The organism is Deltaproteobacteria bacterium HGW-Deltaproteobacteria-6 (assembly GCA_002840435.1).
In the GTDB taxonomy this organism is placed as follows: domain Bacteria; phylum Desulfobacterota; class Syntrophia; order Syntrophales; family Smithellaceae; genus UBA8904.
The window spans coordinates 262,921-281,564 of the sequence record PHAT01000002.1 but is presented as its reverse complement, the minus strand read 5'-3'; the positions used below and the strand labels follow the sequence as shown (position 1 = coordinate 281,564).

Annotated in this window: 16 protein-coding genes and 1 pseudogene; 3 read left to right on the top strand and 14 right to left on the bottom strand. The window is 51.4% G+C overall.

Annotated elements, in window-relative coordinates; all coding sequences use genetic code 11:
- Nucleotides 1–9: 9 nt before the first annotated feature.
- On the bottom strand, nucleotides 10–660 hold the full coding sequence (locus CVU71_05635; protein ID PKN19848.1) for a hypothetical protein: 651 nt from the start codon (nucleotides 658–660) through the stop codon (nucleotides 10–12).
- 168 nt (nucleotides 661–828) lie between these two features.
- On the opposite strand from CVU71_05635, the gene CVU71_05630 reads away from it, so the two are divergent.
- Nucleotides 829–2,403, top strand: coding sequence for a hypothetical protein (locus CVU71_05630; GenBank protein PKN19847.1), 1,575 nt, complete (start codon nucleotides 829–831; stop codon nucleotides 2,401–2,403).
- Nucleotides 2,404–2,463: 60 nt separating this feature from the next.
- Here CVU71_05630 and CVU71_05625 read toward each other — a convergent pair whose 3' ends face one another.
- The gene (locus tag CVU71_05625; GenBank protein ID PKN19846.1) at nucleotides 2,464–3,234 is read right to left on the bottom strand and encodes an outer membrane protein assembly factor BamD; all 771 of its coding nucleotides are present in this window, start codon (nucleotides 3,232–3,234) and stop codon (nucleotides 2,464–2,466) included.
- Nucleotides 3,235–3,278: 44 nt separating this feature from the next.
- Nucleotides 3,279–3,608 carry a thioredoxin gene (gene trxA / locus CVU71_05620; protein PKN19845.1) on the bottom strand — a complete coding sequence of 110 codons (330 nt, stop codon included), beginning with the start codon at nucleotides 3,606–3,608 and terminating at the stop codon, nucleotides 3,279–3,281.
- A 226-nt stretch (nucleotides 3,609–3,834) separates the two neighbouring features.
- Between trxA and CVU71_05615 the strand changes: the two genes are divergently transcribed.
- Nucleotides 3,835–4,542 (top strand): hypothetical protein, encoded by a 708-nt coding sequence (locus CVU71_05615; GenBank protein PKN19844.1) that lies wholly within the window; start codon nucleotides 3,835–3,837, stop codon nucleotides 4,540–4,542.
- An 18-nt stretch (nucleotides 4,543–4,560) separates the two neighbouring features.
- On the opposite strand, the gene CVU71_05610 is transcribed toward CVU71_05615, so the two are convergent.
- The 7 genes and pseudogenes from CVU71_05610 to CVU71_05580 form a co-directional block, all read right to left on the bottom strand.
- Nucleotides 4,561–5,865: a hemolysin gene (locus CVU71_05610; GenBank protein ID PKN19843.1), complete on the bottom strand. Its 1,305-nt coding sequence runs from the start codon at nucleotides 5,863–5,865 to the stop codon at nucleotides 4,561–4,563.
- Nucleotides 5,866–5,993: 128 nt separating this feature from the next.
- Complete coding sequence (locus tag CVU71_05605; GenBank protein PKN19842.1) at nucleotides 5,994–8,177, bottom strand: CoA-binding protein; 2,184 nt, start codon at nucleotides 8,175–8,177, stop codon at nucleotides 5,994–5,996.
- Nucleotides 8,178–8,345: 168 nt separating this feature from the next.
- Entirely contained in the window at nucleotides 8,346–10,214 is a 1,869-nt protein-coding gene (locus CVU71_05600; protein ID PKN19841.1) for a 4-hydroxybutyrate CoA-transferase, read from the bottom strand.
- Nucleotides 10,215–10,294: 80 nt separating this feature from the next.
- Nucleotides 10,295–10,729: a hypothetical protein gene (locus CVU71_05595; protein ID PKN19840.1), complete on the bottom strand. Its 435-nt coding sequence runs from the start codon at nucleotides 10,727–10,729 to the stop codon at nucleotides 10,295–10,297.
- Between the two features lie 15 nt (nucleotides 10,730–10,744).
- Nucleotides 10,745–11,176, bottom strand: a complete 432-nt coding sequence (locus CVU71_05590) for a hypothetical protein (protein ID PKN19839.1) — start codon at nucleotides 11,174–11,176, stop codon at nucleotides 10,745–10,747.
- A gap of 72 nt (nucleotides 11,177–11,248) precedes the next feature.
- Nucleotides 11,249–12,148: an MBL fold metallo-hydrolase gene (locus tag CVU71_05585; protein PKN19838.1), complete on the bottom strand. Its 900-nt coding sequence runs from the start codon at nucleotides 12,146–12,148 to the stop codon at nucleotides 11,249–11,251.
- A gap of 227 nt (nucleotides 12,149–12,375) precedes the next feature.
- Nucleotides 12,376–14,451: pseudogene (locus CVU71_05580) on the bottom strand (hypothetical protein).
- 30 nt (nucleotides 14,452–14,481) lie between these two features.
- Between CVU71_05580 and CVU71_05575 the strand changes: the two are divergent.
- The gene (locus CVU71_05575; protein PKN19837.1) at nucleotides 14,482–14,775 is read left to right on the top strand and encodes a hypothetical protein; all 294 of its coding nucleotides are present in this window, start codon (nucleotides 14,482–14,484) and stop codon (nucleotides 14,773–14,775) included.
- On the opposite strand, the gene CVU71_05570 is transcribed toward CVU71_05575, so the two are convergent.
- The 4 genes from CVU71_05570 to CVU71_05555 all read right to left on the bottom strand — a co-directional run bounded on the left by CVU71_05570 (nucleotide 14,772) and on the right by CVU71_05555 (nucleotide 18,618).
- Complete coding sequence (locus CVU71_05570; protein PKN19836.1) at nucleotides 14,772–15,197, bottom strand: hypothetical protein; 426 nt, start codon at nucleotides 15,195–15,197, stop codon at nucleotides 14,772–14,774. The two genes, CVU71_05575 and CVU71_05570, sit on opposite strands and share 4 nt — an antisense overlap.
- 393 nt (nucleotides 15,198–15,590) lie before the next feature.
- Entirely contained in the window at nucleotides 15,591–15,932 is a 342-nt protein-coding gene (locus CVU71_05565) for a toxin-antitoxin system HicB family antitoxin (protein PKN19835.1), read from the bottom strand.
- A 348-nt stretch (nucleotides 15,933–16,280) separates the two neighbouring features.
- Nucleotides 16,281–17,918: an AMP-dependent synthetase gene (locus CVU71_05560; protein PKN19834.1), complete on the bottom strand. Its 1,638-nt coding sequence runs from the start codon at nucleotides 17,916–17,918 to the stop codon at nucleotides 16,281–16,283.
- A gap of 76 nt (nucleotides 17,919–17,994) precedes the next feature.
- On the bottom strand, nucleotides 17,995–18,618 hold the full coding sequence (locus CVU71_05555; protein ID PKN19833.1) for a peptidylprolyl isomerase: 624 nt from the start codon (nucleotides 18,616–18,618) through the stop codon (nucleotides 17,995–17,997).
- Nucleotides 18,619–18,644 lie beyond the last annotated feature (26 nt).

Below are 18,644 nucleotides of genomic sequence, written 5' to 3'. Positions count from 1 at the left end.
GAATTCTAATTAACGCTTCAAATGCGGCTGGAGCGTTTTTTCCAGTATCTGCCTTTGTTCTTCAAAATCACTATTATCCCTGATGGGCGGCAGTTCCATCAGCGGGTAGAACCTTACCGTGACACGGGCAAAAGGTTTCGGAACCATATACCGGTCCCAGCTTTTCAGGTAAAAAGCGCGATCGGCCGTGACATAGGTGGGAACAATGGCGGCATTCGCACCGGAAGCAATGGAGATGGCGCCGCCTTTGACGACGCCCGCCGGTCCTCTGGGGCCATCCAGCAGATGAGCCGCCAGACGGCCGTGATTCAACCGGGCAATAATTTCTTTCAAAGCCCGGCCGCCGCTGCGTGATGATGATCCTCTGACAGGGAAGATATCCGACTTCTCGGCAATTCTCGAAGCGATATCACCGTCCAGACTTTTAGAGATCATGACGCTGGGGGAATATTTACGATAACGGAGAAACAGACGGACACCGATAAAAAACTGCTGATGCCAGCAGCAGATCAGCACTTTCCCGCCCTGCTCCAGGTAGGCCCGCCATTCGGCTTCATTTTCCAGCTTCAGCCGGAAAGTCGCCGCATACATCCGGACAAAATAGTAAAAAATACTTCCGCCAAATTTAACGGCCGCCAACCGGCGCAACTTCTTGAACATCGTCAACTCCTTCGTGGATCGGGCGCAGAATAATCATGGATAGCGTTTCTCTGCAAGGGTAAATTAATATTTGGCTTGATTATCGGCGTATGATTGTTTAAACATTCTCTCAGTTATCGACGGGAAACTGCCGCTGAAATTTATACCCGCCGGATACGGAGGAATTTCATGAGCCAGCCCAGCATCATTGAAAACATGACCCGCCCCGCTTTTTATCCGCACCGCCCTCAGACGGTTGAACTGGTGCAAACGCATATTTCCTATGTCTTCATCGCCGGCGATTATGTCTATAAAGTAAAAAAACCGGTCAATTTCGGTTTTCTTGATTTCACCACGCTCGAAAAAAGAAAATTTTACTGTGAAGAGGAGCTGCGTCTGAACAGGCGCCTTGCCCCCAGCATCTATCTTGATGTCGTGCCGATTACCGAGGATGATCAGGGCCGCCTTTCGCCTGATGGCACGCAGAAAATCGTCGACTACGCCGTCCGGATGAAAAAACTGCCGCTGGATCATATGCTCAAAATTCTGCTGGCCCGGGGCCAGGCTGATGCAAAAATCATGGATGCCGTGGCCGGAAAAATCGCGGGATTTCACAAACTGGCGGAAACCGGCGGCACGATTGACGAGATGGGGTCCATCAAAACCATCCGCCGCAACCACGAAGAAAATTTTGCGCAAACCGAAAAATATCTCGATGTCACCATCCCCGCCTACCAGTACCGGTTTATCAAAGAGTATGTGGAGAAATTTCTTGCCGCACGCATTCACCTTCTGGAAAAAAGGGTCGCTCAGCATAAAATCCGGGACTGCCACGGCGACCTTCACCTGGAGCATATCTGCATCGCCGATGACATTATTGTCTTTGACTGCATTGAGTTCAATGAACGCTTCCGATTCGCCGATGTGGCGGCCGAGGTGGCTTTCCTGACGATGGATCTCGATTTTAACGGTTACTTCCGCCAGGCCGAAGACTTTGTACGCTCCTATTTGAAATATTCGGGCGATACGGATATGCACACGCTTCTAAATTTTTACCGCTGCTACTATGCTTACGTTCGCGGGAAGGTTATCAGCTTCCGTCTGGATCAAAAAGAGATACCGGACGCCGAGCGAACCGAAATAAAGCAAACCGCATCGAAATATTTTGATCTGGCTTATACCTATGCGGCGCGTCTGGAAAAACCGGTTTTGATTCTGACCGCGGGGCTGATTGGTTCCGGCAAAAGCTACCAGGCGCGAAACCTGGCGGAGCGTTTCGGAGCGGACGTCATCCGCACGGATGTCCTGCGCAAGGAATTACTGAATATCGTGCCTGCTGAAAAACATCATGAATCTTTCGGCCAGGGTATTTACGCCAGTGACATTTCCCGGAAAACCTATGAAAAAGCCGTCGAACTGGCCGCTGAAAAAATTGCGCAGGGCAAGCCGGTCATTATTGACGCGTCTTTCAAAAACAGGTCAGACCGCGCACTGGCCGTCAATCTGGCCCACAGGCTTCAGGTGCCTTTTTACATCATTGAATGCACCTGCCCCGATGACATTGTTAAAATACGCCTGGAAAAAAGAATGCTGGATAACGATAATCCGTCAGACGGCCGCTGGGAAATCCTGCAGGAGCAGAAAAACCAATACGAAGAAATAAACGAATTCCCCGCTGCCTGCTTTTTTAAAGTCGACACATCGGACAACCCGGAAACGCTCCGCCGGAATATTGTTCGCGCAATTAAGATGGCTGAATTATAGATGGGTATCCATCCCCCGGCGGCGACGACCTGACAGACGGTCGCCGCCGGGGTGGATCGTTCACGGTTTGGAAGCTTTTTTATCTTTCGCTTTCGCCTTTGCTTTTTCTTTTTCTTCTTTCAGTTTCTGTTCTTTTTCTTCTTCGGCAAGCCGGATTCTGGTTTGCGCAATATAGGTTTCAACTTTCAAATCCAGACCCACGCCGGCATAATCCCGTGCGATGCCTTCAAAACGTTTCAGAGCGGCGGCGTACTTTTTCATTTTGAAATACAAATTACCCACATAAAACTCATGTTCAGCCAGCTTTAATTTACATTCCCGGATCATTTTTTCCGCCAGGATGGAAAATTTGCTTTGCGGAAAGCGGGCGATCAGCCTTTCAAATTCGCCTTTGGCCTTGATGGTTTCCGTCTGGTCGCGGTCAATCGCCCCGATTTGCACGTAGTGGCACATGGCTTTTTGATAAAACGCGTAGGGAACATTTTCATTGGTTGGATAAAGCATTGTAAAATCCTGGTAGGCCAGTTCCGCCTCGGCGTATTCCTTATCGCTGTAAAAAGAATCCGCAATACCCAGCTCAGCCAGGACAGCCAGTTCATGCAGCGGATATTCTTCTTTCAGACGGGTATAGTATTCCCGGGCCTTTTTGTAATTGCTGTTCTGATATTCAATTGTACCCTGAGAATACAGACCTTCCGGGCTTGACCGGACTGTCGGGCTCTTTTTAAAGAATGACACGATGGCCGATGTATTAAATGAGCAACCGCTGCAGATAAGCAGAAAAGCCAGAATCATGCTGATGTTTTTTATTTTTACTAAATACCTGTCCAAAATTGGAAGCTCCTATCACGCTGATCTATCCGCCGGAACGAATATCACAGGCTTTTTTTAATAAACTCTTCGAGTTTCTCTTTAGGCACAAGACCGATCAGCGTATCGGACACTTTCCCGGCTTTGAATATCATCAGGGTAGGAATGCTGCGAACACCGTAAGTAACCGCCGATTTCTGAGCGTCATCAACGTTCAGCTTCATGACTTTGATTTTGTCCTGATACTCGGCGGCAATTTCTTCCACAATCGGACCGATGGCCTTGCACGGCCCGCACCAGGGCGCCCAGAAATCAATGAGTACCGGTTTGTCGCTTTTCAGGACTTCCCCTTCAAAATTATCATCAGTGGCTGCACCGAGAAATTGGCTGCTCATCAAATACGCCCTCCTTTTTTTATTTGCCGACTATATGTCACAGCGCAGCAAAAAAAGTCAAATGCTATTTACCCCGCCTGTCTGAATCGATAACGAATCAGGAATCTGAAAACCGGAAATATCCGACAGCCATCCGGAGTTTTTTCCCGCGCCGGAAATAATCCTTTCATTTTTTTGACTGTGCATCATTTATCTGCTATGAATCAGCACACATCAGGAGGTTGACATGGGACGCGTGGGGGTATTGGCAGGCACGATCATGATGGAAAGAAGCCATCTGATCCAAAAAGGCGGCACAGAACGGATCAAGAACCCATATGGCGACGTGGAGGCAATCGTAACCGACAAGATGGTTTTTATAATCCGTCACGGCCATGATCCCGCCGAATACATTCTGCCGCACGCAATCAATCACCGCGCCAATCTTCAGGCACTGAAGGATCTCGGCGTCACCTGCGTCATCGGCATCAACTCGACAGGATCATTGCGAAAAGACCTGAGTCCGGGCATGATCGTCATTCCCGATGATTTTATCACACTCACGGCAACCCCCTCCATTCATCAGAATAAAGCCGTCCATATCACGCCGTCCTTGAATGAAACTGTCCGCCGGCGGCTGATCACGGCGGCCAGGAGCTGCCATCCGGATGTTGTGGAAAAAGGAACCTACTGGCAGGTCACGGGCCCCCGCCTGGAAACCAGAGCGGAAATCCGGATGATGGCCAATTTTGCCGACGTGGTCGGTATGACGATGGCCAGCGAAGCGGTCATCGCCCTGGAATTGGGGTTGCCTTACGCCTCAGCCTGTTCCATTGACAATTACGGCAACGGGCTTGTGGAAAAGCCGCTCAGTATGGAAGAAATTATCACCGGAACGCGCAAAAACGCGGACATGATGATGAGACTTCTGGAGCGTTATGTCGAAGAGTCGTAGCGCCTGGTTTTACAGAGATTATCCGCCGGCTTTAGGCAAGACCGGCTTGATCAGTAATTTATCGACCCGGTTGCCGTCCATATCGACAATTTCAAACTCGTAGCCGCCGATCCTGAACTTGTCCCCTGTTTTGGGAAGCCGGTTGAGTTTGTACATCGCGAATCCACCCAGGGTATTGATGTCCGGCCTCTCATCTTCGCCTTCAAAAAGAGAATAAACCTTCAGAAAATCCTCGACATCTTCAATCATCATGGCGCCATCCATCAAAAAAGAACCATCATCGCGCCGGAAGATCTCCGGCACACCCGCTTCATAGGTCGCGGGCAGATCGCCCATAATGTTTTCCGTAAGATCATGCAGCGTAATGATGCCCTCCGTGGAACCATATTCGTCAATGACCACGCCGAAATGCTTTTTCGTGCTGCGGAACAGCTCAAGCACTTTCAATGCCTGCGCCTGTTCAGGGATATAAAGGGGCTCAAACAGAATATCCATAAGACGCAACCGGTGTTGAGTGATATAAAGGGAAAGCACATCCTTGATGTTCACCACGCCTTTAATGTTGTCGATAGTCTCCTCGCACACCAGCATCCGGGGATAAGGAGACGCCAGCGCCTTGGCCATGATTTTATCCTCGCTCTCCGTAATATCGATCCAGTCCACATCGATGCGGGGCGTCATCAGGGCATTGGCGCGTTTATCGCCAAAACGGATTATTTCATTAATCATTTTCGATTCTTCTTTTTCAATGACGCCGGACTCGGAGCCTTTCTTCAAGAGATGGAGCAATTCTTCTTCCGTGACAGGGGCTTCCCGGCGATCTTTCACACCGAAAAATTTCAGTACCAGCTTTGTGGAAACACTTAAAATCCACACCACGGGATAAGCAGCCTTACTGAATGCTTTCATCGGCGGCGAAAGGACGATGGCAATCATTTCAGCATTGTTCAGCGCAATCGTTTTCGGCACCAGTTCCCCGACGATCAGTGAAAGGTATGTAATGATCCCCACGACGATGACCACAGACAGCGTATGGGCGTATGGAGACAGCCAGCCGATATTTTTAAACAAAGGCGCGACATCTTCCGCCAGAGCCAGGCCGGCATAGGCGCCGGACACGACACCGATGAGCGTGATGCCCACCTGAATGGCGGAAAGAACTTTTTCCGGCTCGGCAAGCAATGCCAGCGCCGTTTGGGCGCCCATCCGTCCGGATTTCGCTGCTTCTTCCAGGCCGGAGCGGCGCGCCGAAACCAGAGCAATTTCATACATGGCGAAAAGGCCGTTTAACAGAAGCAAAAGGGTTATGATGAGCACTTCCATGATGTTTCTTCATCTCCGGAAATGTATTGTTACGTTATGAACGGACGGATATCACCCTGCCCGGGAAAATAATCAACCACCCCGCGGCAAACTTTGGGCGAATGAACGCTCGTCCCGCCTGAGCGGGATTAAATACCTTCCCGCGCAAGCCAGTTTTGATAGAAGACCATCCGGGAAAGCACCTTGACGGCCCGCTCCGGCGTGAGGAAGGCAATTCCGCAATACGGACTTCCGGGAACCTCGGTGATCGTCTTACTGTGGACGTCGTCGAGAAATACCCCCAGGATGGGCTTCCCGTATTTCATCATCAGTTCGGCGCTGTACTTGAATACTTCCGCCTCCGAATCCTGATACATCTTCATCCCCATATCGTAATACTCCTGCGGGACCTCTTGTCCGGAGTCGCGGGCCGCCTTCACCATCGTGTCGATCAGGCGAAGCCTTCCGACAACGCCCAGATGGATGACGGCGTCACACCCGTCCCACTTGGCCAGGATTTCCAGAACCTTTGCCGGAATTTCCGCTCCCATCTCACCGACAAGATCGACGGGATTTTCCTTGCTCCAGAAGGGCGGAAGGATCTGATTGATCTCACCGATCACGTCGGGTGTCAGGTGAGGGACGTCCAAACCATTCTCCATACACAGATCCGTGGTCACAACACCCCAGCCGCCGCCCAGAGTCATGATGGCGATGCGCCTCCCCCTGGGCAGGGGCAGTGAGGAAAAGGCGGCGGAGAGATCCAGCAGATCCATCGGCTGGTCCGCCAGCACTACGCCGGCCTGACGGCACGCCGCATTGAGAATCCTGATATTCGAAGCCATGGCGCCCGTGTGACTTGCCGCGGCGCGGCTTCCGGCAGCCGTCCGCCCCCCTTTGAGAAGAACCACGGGTTTCCTGCGGGACACCTTCTGCGCCGTCTTGAAAAACCGTTTACCGTCCTTGATGCTTTCCACATATAGGATAATGGATTTCGTGACGTCGTCCAGGGCGGAGGTGCGCAGATAATCCTCGATGGTTATCATGGCTTCATTGCCTGATCCGCAGAAAGAACGGATGCCGATGCCTTCCGCTTCGGCAAAAGCCATCAACTGCGTTCCCAGATTGCCCGACTGGGACAAAAGACCGATGGACCCGGCCTTGGGCCAGCAGGGCGTCCCGATGCAATAGAATTTAATATGAGGATTGCATATCCCCATCGTGTTGGGCCCTAAAACGGAAACGCCCGCTTCGGCTGCGGAACGGACCAGCGTCTTTTCCAGTTCGCGGCCTTCGGGGCCGACCTCACCAAAGCCCGATGAGATGAGGAGCATGTACCGGATGCCTTTGGCCTTGAGCTCGGGAATCAGCGCCAGCGCCTGGAGGGCCGGGACGGTTACAACAGCCAAATCGACCGGGCCGGAAATGTCACGGATGGTCTTATAAACCTTGCGTCCGGCAATTTCGGAGGCCTTGGGGTTGACCAGATAGACGTCGCCTTCATAGCCGCCGGCCAGGACATTGGTCATCAGCATGTTCCCCCATTTTCCAAGCTGGGCGGATGCGCCGATAAAAGCTACCGACTTGGGATTAAACATTTTTCCGATCTCCCGGGGATCAACGGGCGGCCTTGCCGCCACCTCCACCGGCCTCTCTCCGAGGATGATCAGCGCGTCGACTGCTGTTACGTGGCCGTCTACACCTACGAGCAGGGGATTAATGTCCACTTCCGTAATGCTCTCCCAGTCCAGGGCCAGCCTGGAGAGGGCGACCAGGGTCTTGACAATCTCTTTTCGAAAAACGGCCGCTTCGCCGCGGAAAGCATCGAGAAGTTTTGCCGCCCGGAGTTCGCAAAGCATCGACTCCGCCTCTCTTTCATCCAGGGGAGCCACGCGGAAAACGACATCACCTACGGCTTCTGTAAAGATGCCCCCCAGGCCGAACATGACAATCGGGCCGAACTGGGGATCACAAAACATGCCGGCAACAAATTCGCGCCTTCCCTGAAGCATGGGCGCCACCAGATACCCCGCAAGATCGCCGCCCGCTGATTGAGCGATAGCTTCGGCCGCTCCCTTTACCGCCTCGGCATCTCTGAGGTTCAGATGGACAAGCCCCCGTTCCGTTTTGTGCGTCAATTTTGCTCCCAGGCCCTTGAGGACTACAGGGAATCCGATCGTCCGGGCGTGGTGGACGGCTTCCTCAGGCGTTGCCGCCACGGATTCGTTGACAACGGGAACGCCGTAGAGGTTCAAAACTTCCTTGGCCTCCGCTTCCGTCAAAGCTTTCCGGCCTTCCTTTTTTGCCTGTTCCAGCATATTTTTGATATCCATATTTCAGCCTCCTGTCAGGCATCACCAGGGATACGATGGTCATGCGGCTCGTATCCGGTGTTCATGAATTAATTACAGCGGATTTTCTCCATCAAGCATGAGGCAGGCTCATGGCAGCGTTTCGCCTGCCGGGGCGTGACCGATAAACATTAAAGCGCAAACGTCTTTTCATGCCTCTTCGTTAGCAAAGCTGATTTTCAGCTCGTAAACACCCGTATCCAGGTGCGTTGTCATGGGGTAGCCGGACTTGGAAAAAACACGCATCATCGACCTGTTGCGGGACAATACGTCCGCCGTAAATCCCTCGATATTTTTCTCCTTGGCGATGCGGATCAGATACCTCAGCAAAAACGTTCCAATACCCCGGTGCTGCCAGTCCTGATGGGTGGTAAAGGCGACTTCGGCATAACGGGTGTTCGAATTATTCATATACTGCCCGATCGCCACAATCTCTTCCCTGCCCTCCGGCTCCTCTTTTCCGATCACCGCGGCAATGGCCATCTTGTTGTCGTAATCAATTGCGGCAAGCGGCATGGCGACTTTATGGGAAAAGGATTTGAGGCTATGGAAAAAACGGGTATAGATGTCCTGTTCCGGCAGGCCGTAAATCAGATCCTGAATGGCGCGCTCATCCGTGGCTTTCACGGGACGGAAAAAGACCGGCGTGCCCTGATTGTCAACCCAGTTGATTTCATATTCTTTTGGATACAAAACCACCGGCAGCGTCTGATCCCGGTAAATATAGCCCTGCCTGCGGGCCGCCTCCAGAAGCTCATCGCGAAAGTCGGGGTGAGCGATGTTAATCAGCATCATGGCCCGGTCCCGGATGGATTTGCCGTGCACATAGGCTATGCCGTATTCCGTCACCACATAATGGATATCGCCCCGCGTCACAACCACACCGCTGCCAGGCGAAGGATAGGGGACGATGCGCGATATCTTCCCGTCTTCCGTCGTGGAAGGCAGCACCATGATGGACTTGCCGCGCTTCGACATGGCCGACCCGCGTACAAAATCCACCTGCCCGCCGATGCCGCTGTAAAACTCAAAGCCCAGGGAATCCGAACACACCTGCCCGGTCAGATCGACGGTCAGCGCGGAATTGATGGACACCATCCGGTCGTTTTGGGCAATCACGTAGGGGTCATTGACATACTGGCACGGACGGAACTCAAACAGCGGATTATTGTTGATGTATTCATACAGACGCCTTGTGCCCATACAGAAGGCCGCGACAACCTTTCCCGGATGGAGCGTTTTTTTCCGGCACGTCACCACGCCGCTTTCGATCAAATCAATCAAACCGTCGGTAAAGGTTTCCGTGTGGACGCCCAGATCCTTTTTATTTTTCAGATACGGGAACACCGAGTTGGGAATTTTACCCACGCCGGTCTGGATTGTGGATTCGTTGTCAATCAAATCGGCAATCCATTGACCGATGGATTGGGCAATGTTGCCGGGGGATTTCTGTTCAAACTCCAGAAGCGGCGTGTTGTTTTCCACAAGCGCGGAAATCTGGCTGATATGCAGAAAACTGTCGCCCAGCGTCCGGGGCATGTTCTGATTGACTTCCGCCACGACGTAACGCGCCGTTTCAGCCGCCGTCTTGGTGATATCCACGGAAATCCCCAAACTGACATAGCCGTTCATATCCGGAGGCGAGACGGTAATCAGCGCAACATCAATGGGCATGGACCCCCGCTGCATGAGCAGAGGCACTTCAGAGAGAAAGACGGGCGTGTAGTCGGCGCGGCCCGCCTTGATGGCCGCGCGGGCGTTGGCGCCGATAAATAGCGCGTTATGCCGGAAATGCTCGGTATAGATTTCCGTCGTATAATCGGTGAGACCCAGATCGAGAAAATGGATGATTTCCACATCGGAGAAACTCGGCGCCATGTCCAGGAGCGTCTTAACCAGCAACTGCGGTTCTCCGCAGGCGGATGCAATGAATATCCTTGCCCCGCGCCGGATTCGCGACAAAGCGGTTTGCGCGTCCGTGAGCTTTTCCTTATAGGTTTTTGGCCAGTCGAGAATCATATCGATTGTCTCTTCTTGTTGCGCCACAAATATGAAAGGCCGTCCGGAACGTGATATGAACAGCCTCTATGCGTTGCACATCAGAAAGCGCCGAGTTGACAGGGTTTGACTTTGATTCGCAGTTTTTCGCAGGCGGCGCAGACATCCGGCCGTTTGATCTTGAACCGGTCCGCGAGATCCCAGGCCGCAATGCAGGGCAGCCGGCCGCCCGCGAGCGATCCCCGGATGGCGGCCTCCAGATCAGAGGCGACTGCAGCCGCGGCGGGAACGCGCTTTTGCTTGCCGTCAAAGCCGAAAAGCCCCAACTGACATTGGGCTATATTGATATTGAGCATATCTATCGCCACGCCGATTTCACCAAGCGGCGTATTCTTATTCTGAGAAATCTTTTCCGCAGCGAGGCAGGAAATATTATTGTCTTTGGTTTGTTTGAGAATTTCCTGCTTCAAATCCTCAGCTACTTTCGTGCCTTCCGGATGTTTTTTAAAATATTTTCCTTTGTCCACGTGTGTCATGATTTTTCCTCTCTTTCACAAGCGTGACAGCGCTTCCGTATCGAGCGTTTTAAATCCGTTCTTTTCCAGGAGCTTCTCCGTTTTTTCGATCTGATCCACGTCAACAACAAAGACGGCCTTTTCCGAGGCTTCCAGGACGAAGCCGCAAGCATTGTTGATATTGATCCCTTCCTGATACAGAAGCTGCATCAACTTATCCAAACCGCCCGGTTGATCGGGAATCAGCACGGCCAGAACATTTTTAAGGTGAACGGTCATTCCCGCTTCCGTCAGTGCTTTTTCTGCGCGCGCAGGGTCGTTGACGATCAAATTGATTACCCCGAACGTATCGGAAGTCGATATGGTGGTCGCCCGGATGCTGATGCCGGCCCCGGCCAGAACGCTTGTCACATGGGCCAGTTTCCCCGGTTTATCTTCTGCAAATACGGAAAGCTGATAAGCAATCATAATTTTCTCCTCTCATCCTCCGGGACGTCGTCATTGGCATCTTTTGTACAATTCCGGCGGCATTTTAGCAAGTCAAATCTCCGGCCGGACTTTTACGTAACGGTCCTTTTCCAGCACAATCATCCCCTGCCGCGCCATATATTCCAGGTGTTTACCGACTAAAACCTTTTCGTTGAATTCATAAAACTCCTTCGGCTCCCTGGGCCGGCCGTAAATCAGCCAGGCCGATAAAATTTCCGTCAGCGTTTTCGGTTCATCAAGGTAGTCCAGGATTCTCTCCTCACGCTGGTAGATGACATTTTCATAGTTATCCCAGAGCCCGGCCGGATTCTCCCGATAAAGTCCCGCGTTGTGCGCGGCCACCCAGAGTTTCGCGGGCACCGCTTTGAGTCTGCGGATGGATTGAATGGTTTCATCGATGCTGGAATACAGATCGCCATACCAGGGACCGAAAGACGTCAAATCGTAATCACCCAGGAAAAGCAGTTCTTCATCGGGAAAAAAGAAAGACAGATGTCCGGGCGTGTGACCCGGTGTGGCAAGCACCTGAACCGAAAGGCCGCCCAGGTCGATAATTTCATCATCCGCAATAAAACGAGCTTTCTCTTTCGGGCGGTAGTTAAAGGTTTCCCGCATCTCTTTTTCCCAGTAGGCACGAGCCCCCGTCTCTTGAATGTCATACCAGTCCAGAAAGACATTAAGATCCGTCAGCGGCGGAAAGTCTCTTTCCGAGAGCCATAGCGGGCAAGTTTCAAAAATATTCAGATAGCGGATGTGATCTTCATGCCAGTGGGAGAGCCAGACACAATCGACCCCTTCGTCTTTTAAGCGCGTCAATTTAGAAAGAGAACAGGCGGGATCAAGAACAACTTTTGTCTTGTCCCCCTGCAGATACAATGAATGGCTGAAAGGATACCTGCCTCCGTTTTCACCGCAGACAAAACGAACACGGCCGAACTGACAATCCTGCATTAACGTCACTCCCCGGATAGTTATTTCTGAATATGGAAAACATCAGAACGTACGAACCAATCCTATTTTTTTTGCTCCGCCAACGATTCACCCTTGTGCACGGCCGCGCTGCTTTCCAATGGAAGCTTATCATGAATGATCCAGGAACTGGTGATTCTGGGAGACAGGGACGATAATATTCCGTCAAATTTCCCGAACGTCCAGCCCAGGCCTAACAATATCACAGCCAGTAAAATAAAGTAGCAGCCCCAGGGGCGTTTTTTTTCGGCAAAAGGGTCCACCAGGTCGCGCTTGGCGCCGGGGGGAAGCACCGCAAGCCGGGTCAGCGAAGCTCCGAAGGGAACATTGATCTTTGCCTTCGCATTCACGGCCCAGCCGCTGGCATCAAGGATGGGACCAAGGTTGCGTTTGCGGATTTTAAGCCAGGCCATGATCATGGAAGGACCGGAAATAATGAGAATGACAGCCAGTACACCGAGCGGCATCATGGCTTTGAGATTCAGAAAGCCGCTCAACATGCCCCCCAGCATGCCGCCGAGGCCGGCTGCACCGACCCCCAATGCAGCGATCAGACCCGTGTCAATCTTTGTCGGGGCGGCAGGCGAAGGCGCCGGGGCAGGACCTTTCACGGCGCCTTGCCCCATTGTTTCAGCTTTCCGCACCAGACCGGAAGTTGCCGCCTGATCGGCGCTCTCAGCGCGTTTGGCGATCAACTCCTGGATCATGCGGGCCGCCCGTCGGTAAGGCGACCAGAAGGCCTGCCGGATGCTGATCGGATTTTCAACAAGTTTCGTGATCGTCGCGTCCCAGTCCCGGCCTTTACAATCATAGAATATGCCGTTTCGGCCGACCATCAGATTATCCGAATCGCCGTCGGTAAAAGCGGCGACAATCTGCATCTGCTCGCCCGTGCCTTTCCGGATGCAGTCGCAATAAGCGAGGTAGCTTCCGGATTGACCTGCCATGGCCGCATGTTTGGCAACATTTTCCACAACAAGGCAAAGGTCGCAGCTCCGTTGATCCAGATAAAGCGTACCGGCCTGGAAGATCGCTTTGTTTTTGCGGGAATAAAAATCCCGGAAAGATACAAAATTATTCACCAGCTGATAAAGATGACCATGGTAACGGATCAGTTTTTCCACATCGGTGATCGCATTGAATTCAAATTCGAAGGCCTTATCCCGTTCGATAAGCGCCGTGATTATTTCTCTGCTTTTGCCGTTAAGAATTTCCCTTACCCGTTCAATACCAAGATTGACGACGTTGCCGCCGGCCCCCGTCGCGGTCCATTCCGTGTAAGCGGCAAATTTGGTTTTTATGGCCGTCCATTGTGATTCGGTAAGAGCAGCCTGCTCATTGAACAAGGGCTTGACAATTCTGTTTTCAAAATCCGCCATGACGCCGGCCCAGGCGGGATTGAGACCATCTCTTAGCGGCAGCGGTTTTTTTATGCCGATCTTTGCCAGCGGTAAATTGGCAATCCCGCTGGATGCCGGGTTCAGATCCTGCCCGAAGAAAACAAGGTAATCCTTCTCGTCGGGGTTCAAGGCAATCGTTGCATTGGGATCAAAAGCCGCCAGCCTGCCGCGGGTGAAGTAGTCGTCGATTTTCGACTGAACAGCCTGAAAAGTGATTGCGGCCGTGGAAGTCGAATCGCCGAGAGGCAGAATGTTCACATCATTTTCGGCTTGTTTCATCCAATCATAGTAAATACGGGCTTCGTCAAAAAACTGATCGACTTTGTCCTGATCCACGCCGGGCTTGCCGCTGCGATCCGTCTGGGGACCTGTGCAGGCCATGATATCCCTGATGACCATCCGGGTTGCGTCCTCTTCAGCGCAATCAGCGGTAATGACACCGTCGCCGTTGAACAGGGTCTGATCAATCATCTCCGCCGTATCGGCTAAATCCGCAAGCGTGATGACGGCGGCATCCTTCCTGCCAAGATTGGCGAGGATCCGGTTTGCGGCCGCCAGCAGTCGCCTGCCTTCCTGGGTGGCATCATTGATGGCGCGAAGCGGCAGTTCAGGCGCGGCCTTCAGTAAATCATCGGAATTTTTGAGGCACTCTCCCGCCCATTGAAAGGCGGCAATCAGCTCCGGCGCGCGGATGCGGCCATCTTTATCCGTGTCGATGAAGGCGAGTGTGCCGGAATCGAATTCCAGGCCGGTCGTCGGACAGGCCAGCGCGACCCACAACTTCTGATCGAGTTCATCGAGCGCCATCAGATCGGCGCCTGAATCCAGCTGGACCTGATCAAAACCGCCGGCGCGAAAGAATTTCCAGATGTGCTGTGCCGCCATTGTTCATCCCCCTTTTACAAAAGAAAAAATGTGCTTGAGCCGTCTTCGGCCGGATCATTGAAGCAATTTGAAATTAGTTCTACTGCTGAAAGCATAAAGCCTTTTCAGTTTTGTTTCAATAAGAAAACCGGTCTTCTCCTGCATTGGAATGGAGGATCAGATGAAAATAAATTCTGTCATGCTGTTTTTGATGCTGAACTGAAGGCGCATGAAATTGCCGGGGGTGCTGCGAAAAAGAAATCAATTGCTGATAAGTATTTACCATCCAGGGGAGAGGAGCATATCCCCCTGGATGGTAATTTACTTAAAATCTACATCAATTAATTCAGAATACAGATATACTTTGTCTTGCCATTTAACAGATTTAAGTCTTTCCGGTTTTGAACTAAAGTATAGGATTGTCTTCCAAATTGTAATGCCTCCTCGTATAAAGGCATATAAATGTCGATGTTACCACGATTCCTGCGATTTGTCCGGTCTTTGACTATAAAGGTTCCCATATCACTTATTTTGATTCTGGTTCCTAATTTAAGCCCGAGACGTTCCAAGTCCGGTGAAACAGCTACGATCCCGGTTCTGACAAACTCTCCGGAAGCCGTTTTGCCTTTATTATGGTAACATTCCTTCAACGTGTATGCCGTCACTGATATTTTGTTTTCTTCCGCCCATACACTGACGGATGAAATACCCATGATGCAAACTCCTAAAAGCACAACTCTTGCTACTAATAGGTTTATTCTTGTCATAATGACCTCCTTGTGTTGAAAAGAGTAAAATCACTCTTTTGCACAGATTGGGTTATGGCTACCTTTGCCTACCCGTAGCTCCTCTATGTAAACACTCTTATCAAGAGTGGAATATTTTTCCAGGCTCTTATTATCTCATACTGATCTGGTTCTGGAGGATGGTCAGAAGAAACAGGATTTCAATAAAAGCTTGCTTTGCGGTTGGTTATGTATATGCAAACCAATCTTGTCTGTCAATTATTTTTTTCACCATACGGAATAAAACATAATGATATTATTTATTTGCGAAACAGTTCCGTCCGGATAACCGGATGAGAGAAATAACAGATCAAAACTGAACAAATTATCGCCGTTTTTAATACCTGGCAACCATCATCCCGGACCTGATGACGCTTACTTCTCTTTGCCGCCCGGCTTTTTGCGGGCTTCGGCAAGCCATTCCTGGATGGTCTTGTTTTCGCGCCTGGCGGCTAAAGCGATCACACTATGCAGCGCCGGACTGATGCGTACAACTGAAGGGCCGTCGGAAGGCTTTTCCGGTTCTTCATTTTTTTCGGCGCAACCATGAAGATAACCGTCAACGGCTTCCTCAAAGGCTTGCCTGACCTCCTGCACGGAGGCGCCCTGAAAAGTTATGATATGGTGAAGGTCGGAAATACAACCCGTAAGACATTCTTTTTCTTCATTGTATTCAATCTTTGCGGTATAGCCTTTATACGTCATTGGTTTATTCATGGTTTCACCTCCGGTTGATCCCGAATTTACACGCTGTTCCTGCCGGCGGGGCCAATCATCTTTTTAACCCTGCCATCTGTCCGTTCACGACTATTGCAGGAAACAAAGCCTTGATTTCAGTTATTTCACATTCCGGCGGACAGGTTCGGAACAGGTTGTGTTGTCTATATAACCAATTTCAATATAAATGATACAATAATTAATCAGCATAGTTTTGAAACGGGCGTTTTACCGATTTCAGAAAAGATAGATCGATACATCCGATGGTTGTTTTTTCAACATCATCGAACCTGAGGATTACGGGTCGGGTACGCGAATGCCGGAGAAAAACCTTCCGGATTATTCTGCTCAATGGCTTTCGGTTTGCGCTTCGACAAGGCTTTCATCGCCGCAATACTTTTCGCGGAGCCGCGGCTTTTCAATTTTTCCGGTGGGATTGCGCGGCACCTTATCAAACATGATTCTGCGCGGACGTTTGTAGCGCGGCAGCGCGGTGCAGAACTGGGCGATCTCGGCTTCAGAGCAGGAAAATCCCGGCTTCAGTTCAATGATCGCCGCGACGATCTCACCCAGACGATGGTCCGGAAGACCAATCACCGCCACATCCTTGATCGCATTGTGCGTGCGCAGGAAATCCTCGATCTGCACGGGATAGATGTTCTCGCCGCCCGTAATAATGACGTCTTTTTTGCGGTCGACCAGATAGATAAATCCGTCTTCATCCATGCGCGCCATATCACCCGTATACAGCCAGCCGTCTTTGAGCAATTCGGCGGTAGCCTCGGGATTGTTGTAATAGCATTTCATCACGCCCGGGCCTTTTACGCAAAGCTCGCCCACGGCGCCCTGTGCGACCGGACTGCCGTTTTCATCCACGATCCGCACCTCCCACTTGTAACCGGCCTTGCCGATGGCGCCGACTTTATGGATATTTTCGATGCCAAGATGGACGCAGCCGGGGCCAATGGATTCCGACAGGCCATAATTGGTGTCGTAGTCGTGTTTCGGAAAACATTTTTTCCAGCGTTTGATCAGGCTGGGTGGAACCGGCTGCGCGCCGATGTGCATCAACCGCCATTGATCCAGCTTGTAATTTTCCAGTTTTAAATCTCCGTGTTCGATGGCATCCAGAATATCCTGCGCCCAGGGAACCAGCAGCCAGACGATGGTGATCTGCTCTTCGGAAACCGCTTTGATGATCCATTCCGGCTTGACGCCTCTGAGCAGAACGGCGCGGCTGCAGGCCAGGAAGCTGCCGAACCAGTGCATTTTCGCGCCGGTGTGATAAAGAGGCGGGATACAGAGGAAATTGTCCTCTCTAGTCTGCTTGTGGTGCTCCCTTTCGACTTCACAGGACAGCATCAGCGCGCGGTGTGCATGGAGGATCGCTTTGGGGAAACCGGTGGTGCCGGATGAAAAATAAATGGCGGCGTCATCGTCGTCGGAAAGCGTGATTTTTGGAGCCGTGGAGGAACAGCACGCGGTGAGCGCATAATAACTTTCCGCAAACGCGGGGCAGTCCTGCCCTAAAAACAGACGTATTTTTACCTTGGGAATCTGTTCGCGGATCGCAGCAACCCTTTCAGTAAATTCCGGTCCGAAGATCAAAACGTCACATTCGGCCAGATCGAGACAGTATTTGATTTCATCTTCCGTGTAGCGGTAGTTAAGCGGCACCGCAATGGCGCCGGTTTTCAGGATACCGAAATAAATCGGCAGCCACTCCAGGCAGTTCATCAGCAGAATCCCGACCTTGTGGCCTTTCTGCAATCCTCTGCCCAGCAAAAAGTTGGCAAAACGATTGGCTTTGTCGTCGAATTCACGCCAGGTCATCTCCCGCCGGTACCGCTTCTCGGGATCGGTTTCGACAAGTTCATAATCTTTCCAGTTTGCGGCAGTCTCTTTGATTTCCGGATTGATCTCAATCAGGCTGATTTCATCGCCATGGAGGGCGGCGTTCGCGGCAAGAATTTCTGTAATGGGCATTTTCTATTCCTTCTTTTTTTAACTTTTACTGCTTTACTCCGGCATGACACGGGAATCCTGTCATACCACTTCCAGGTCACTGCTTTTTTTGTTTCAGTCCGGCCAGCAGCGTGTCAAATGTTTCCTGATCCGCTTTGAACGCATTGGCCTTGACGCCTATCCTGATGATATTAATATTTTTGATGGTATCCCCCTTCCGGATGGCATCGACAACATCCTGTCCGCTTACCACATGACCAAAGACCGTATGTTTGCCGTCCAGCCAGGGGGTTTTTGTGTGCGTGATAAAAAATTCACTTCCATTGGTGCCGGGACCCGCGTTAGCCATGGATAAGATGCCCGGGGCATCATGTTTAAGCGTTGCATCAATCTCATCGGGAAAGTTATAGCCCGGACCGCCGGTGCCGCCGCCTTGAATCATAAAATCCGGAATGACGCGATGGAAGGCCAGTCCATTGTAAAAGCGGACACCCTTGCCCCGCGTCGACATAATAGTGCCTTCGGCCAGGCCGACAAAGTTCACGACGGTTAAGGGCGTCTTCTCAAATTCCAGTTGAATCAGGATATCGCCTTTTGAAGTAGTTAATTTTGCATAGAGCCCGTCGGCAAGCGACGGTTTTTCAGCGCAAAGGCTCTCACCCGCCGTGAAAATAAGCAGCAAAAGAACGACTGTTGAAAAACCCCATCTCGTCTGTTTCATGATTCCTCTCCCGTTTGGTTGCAGTT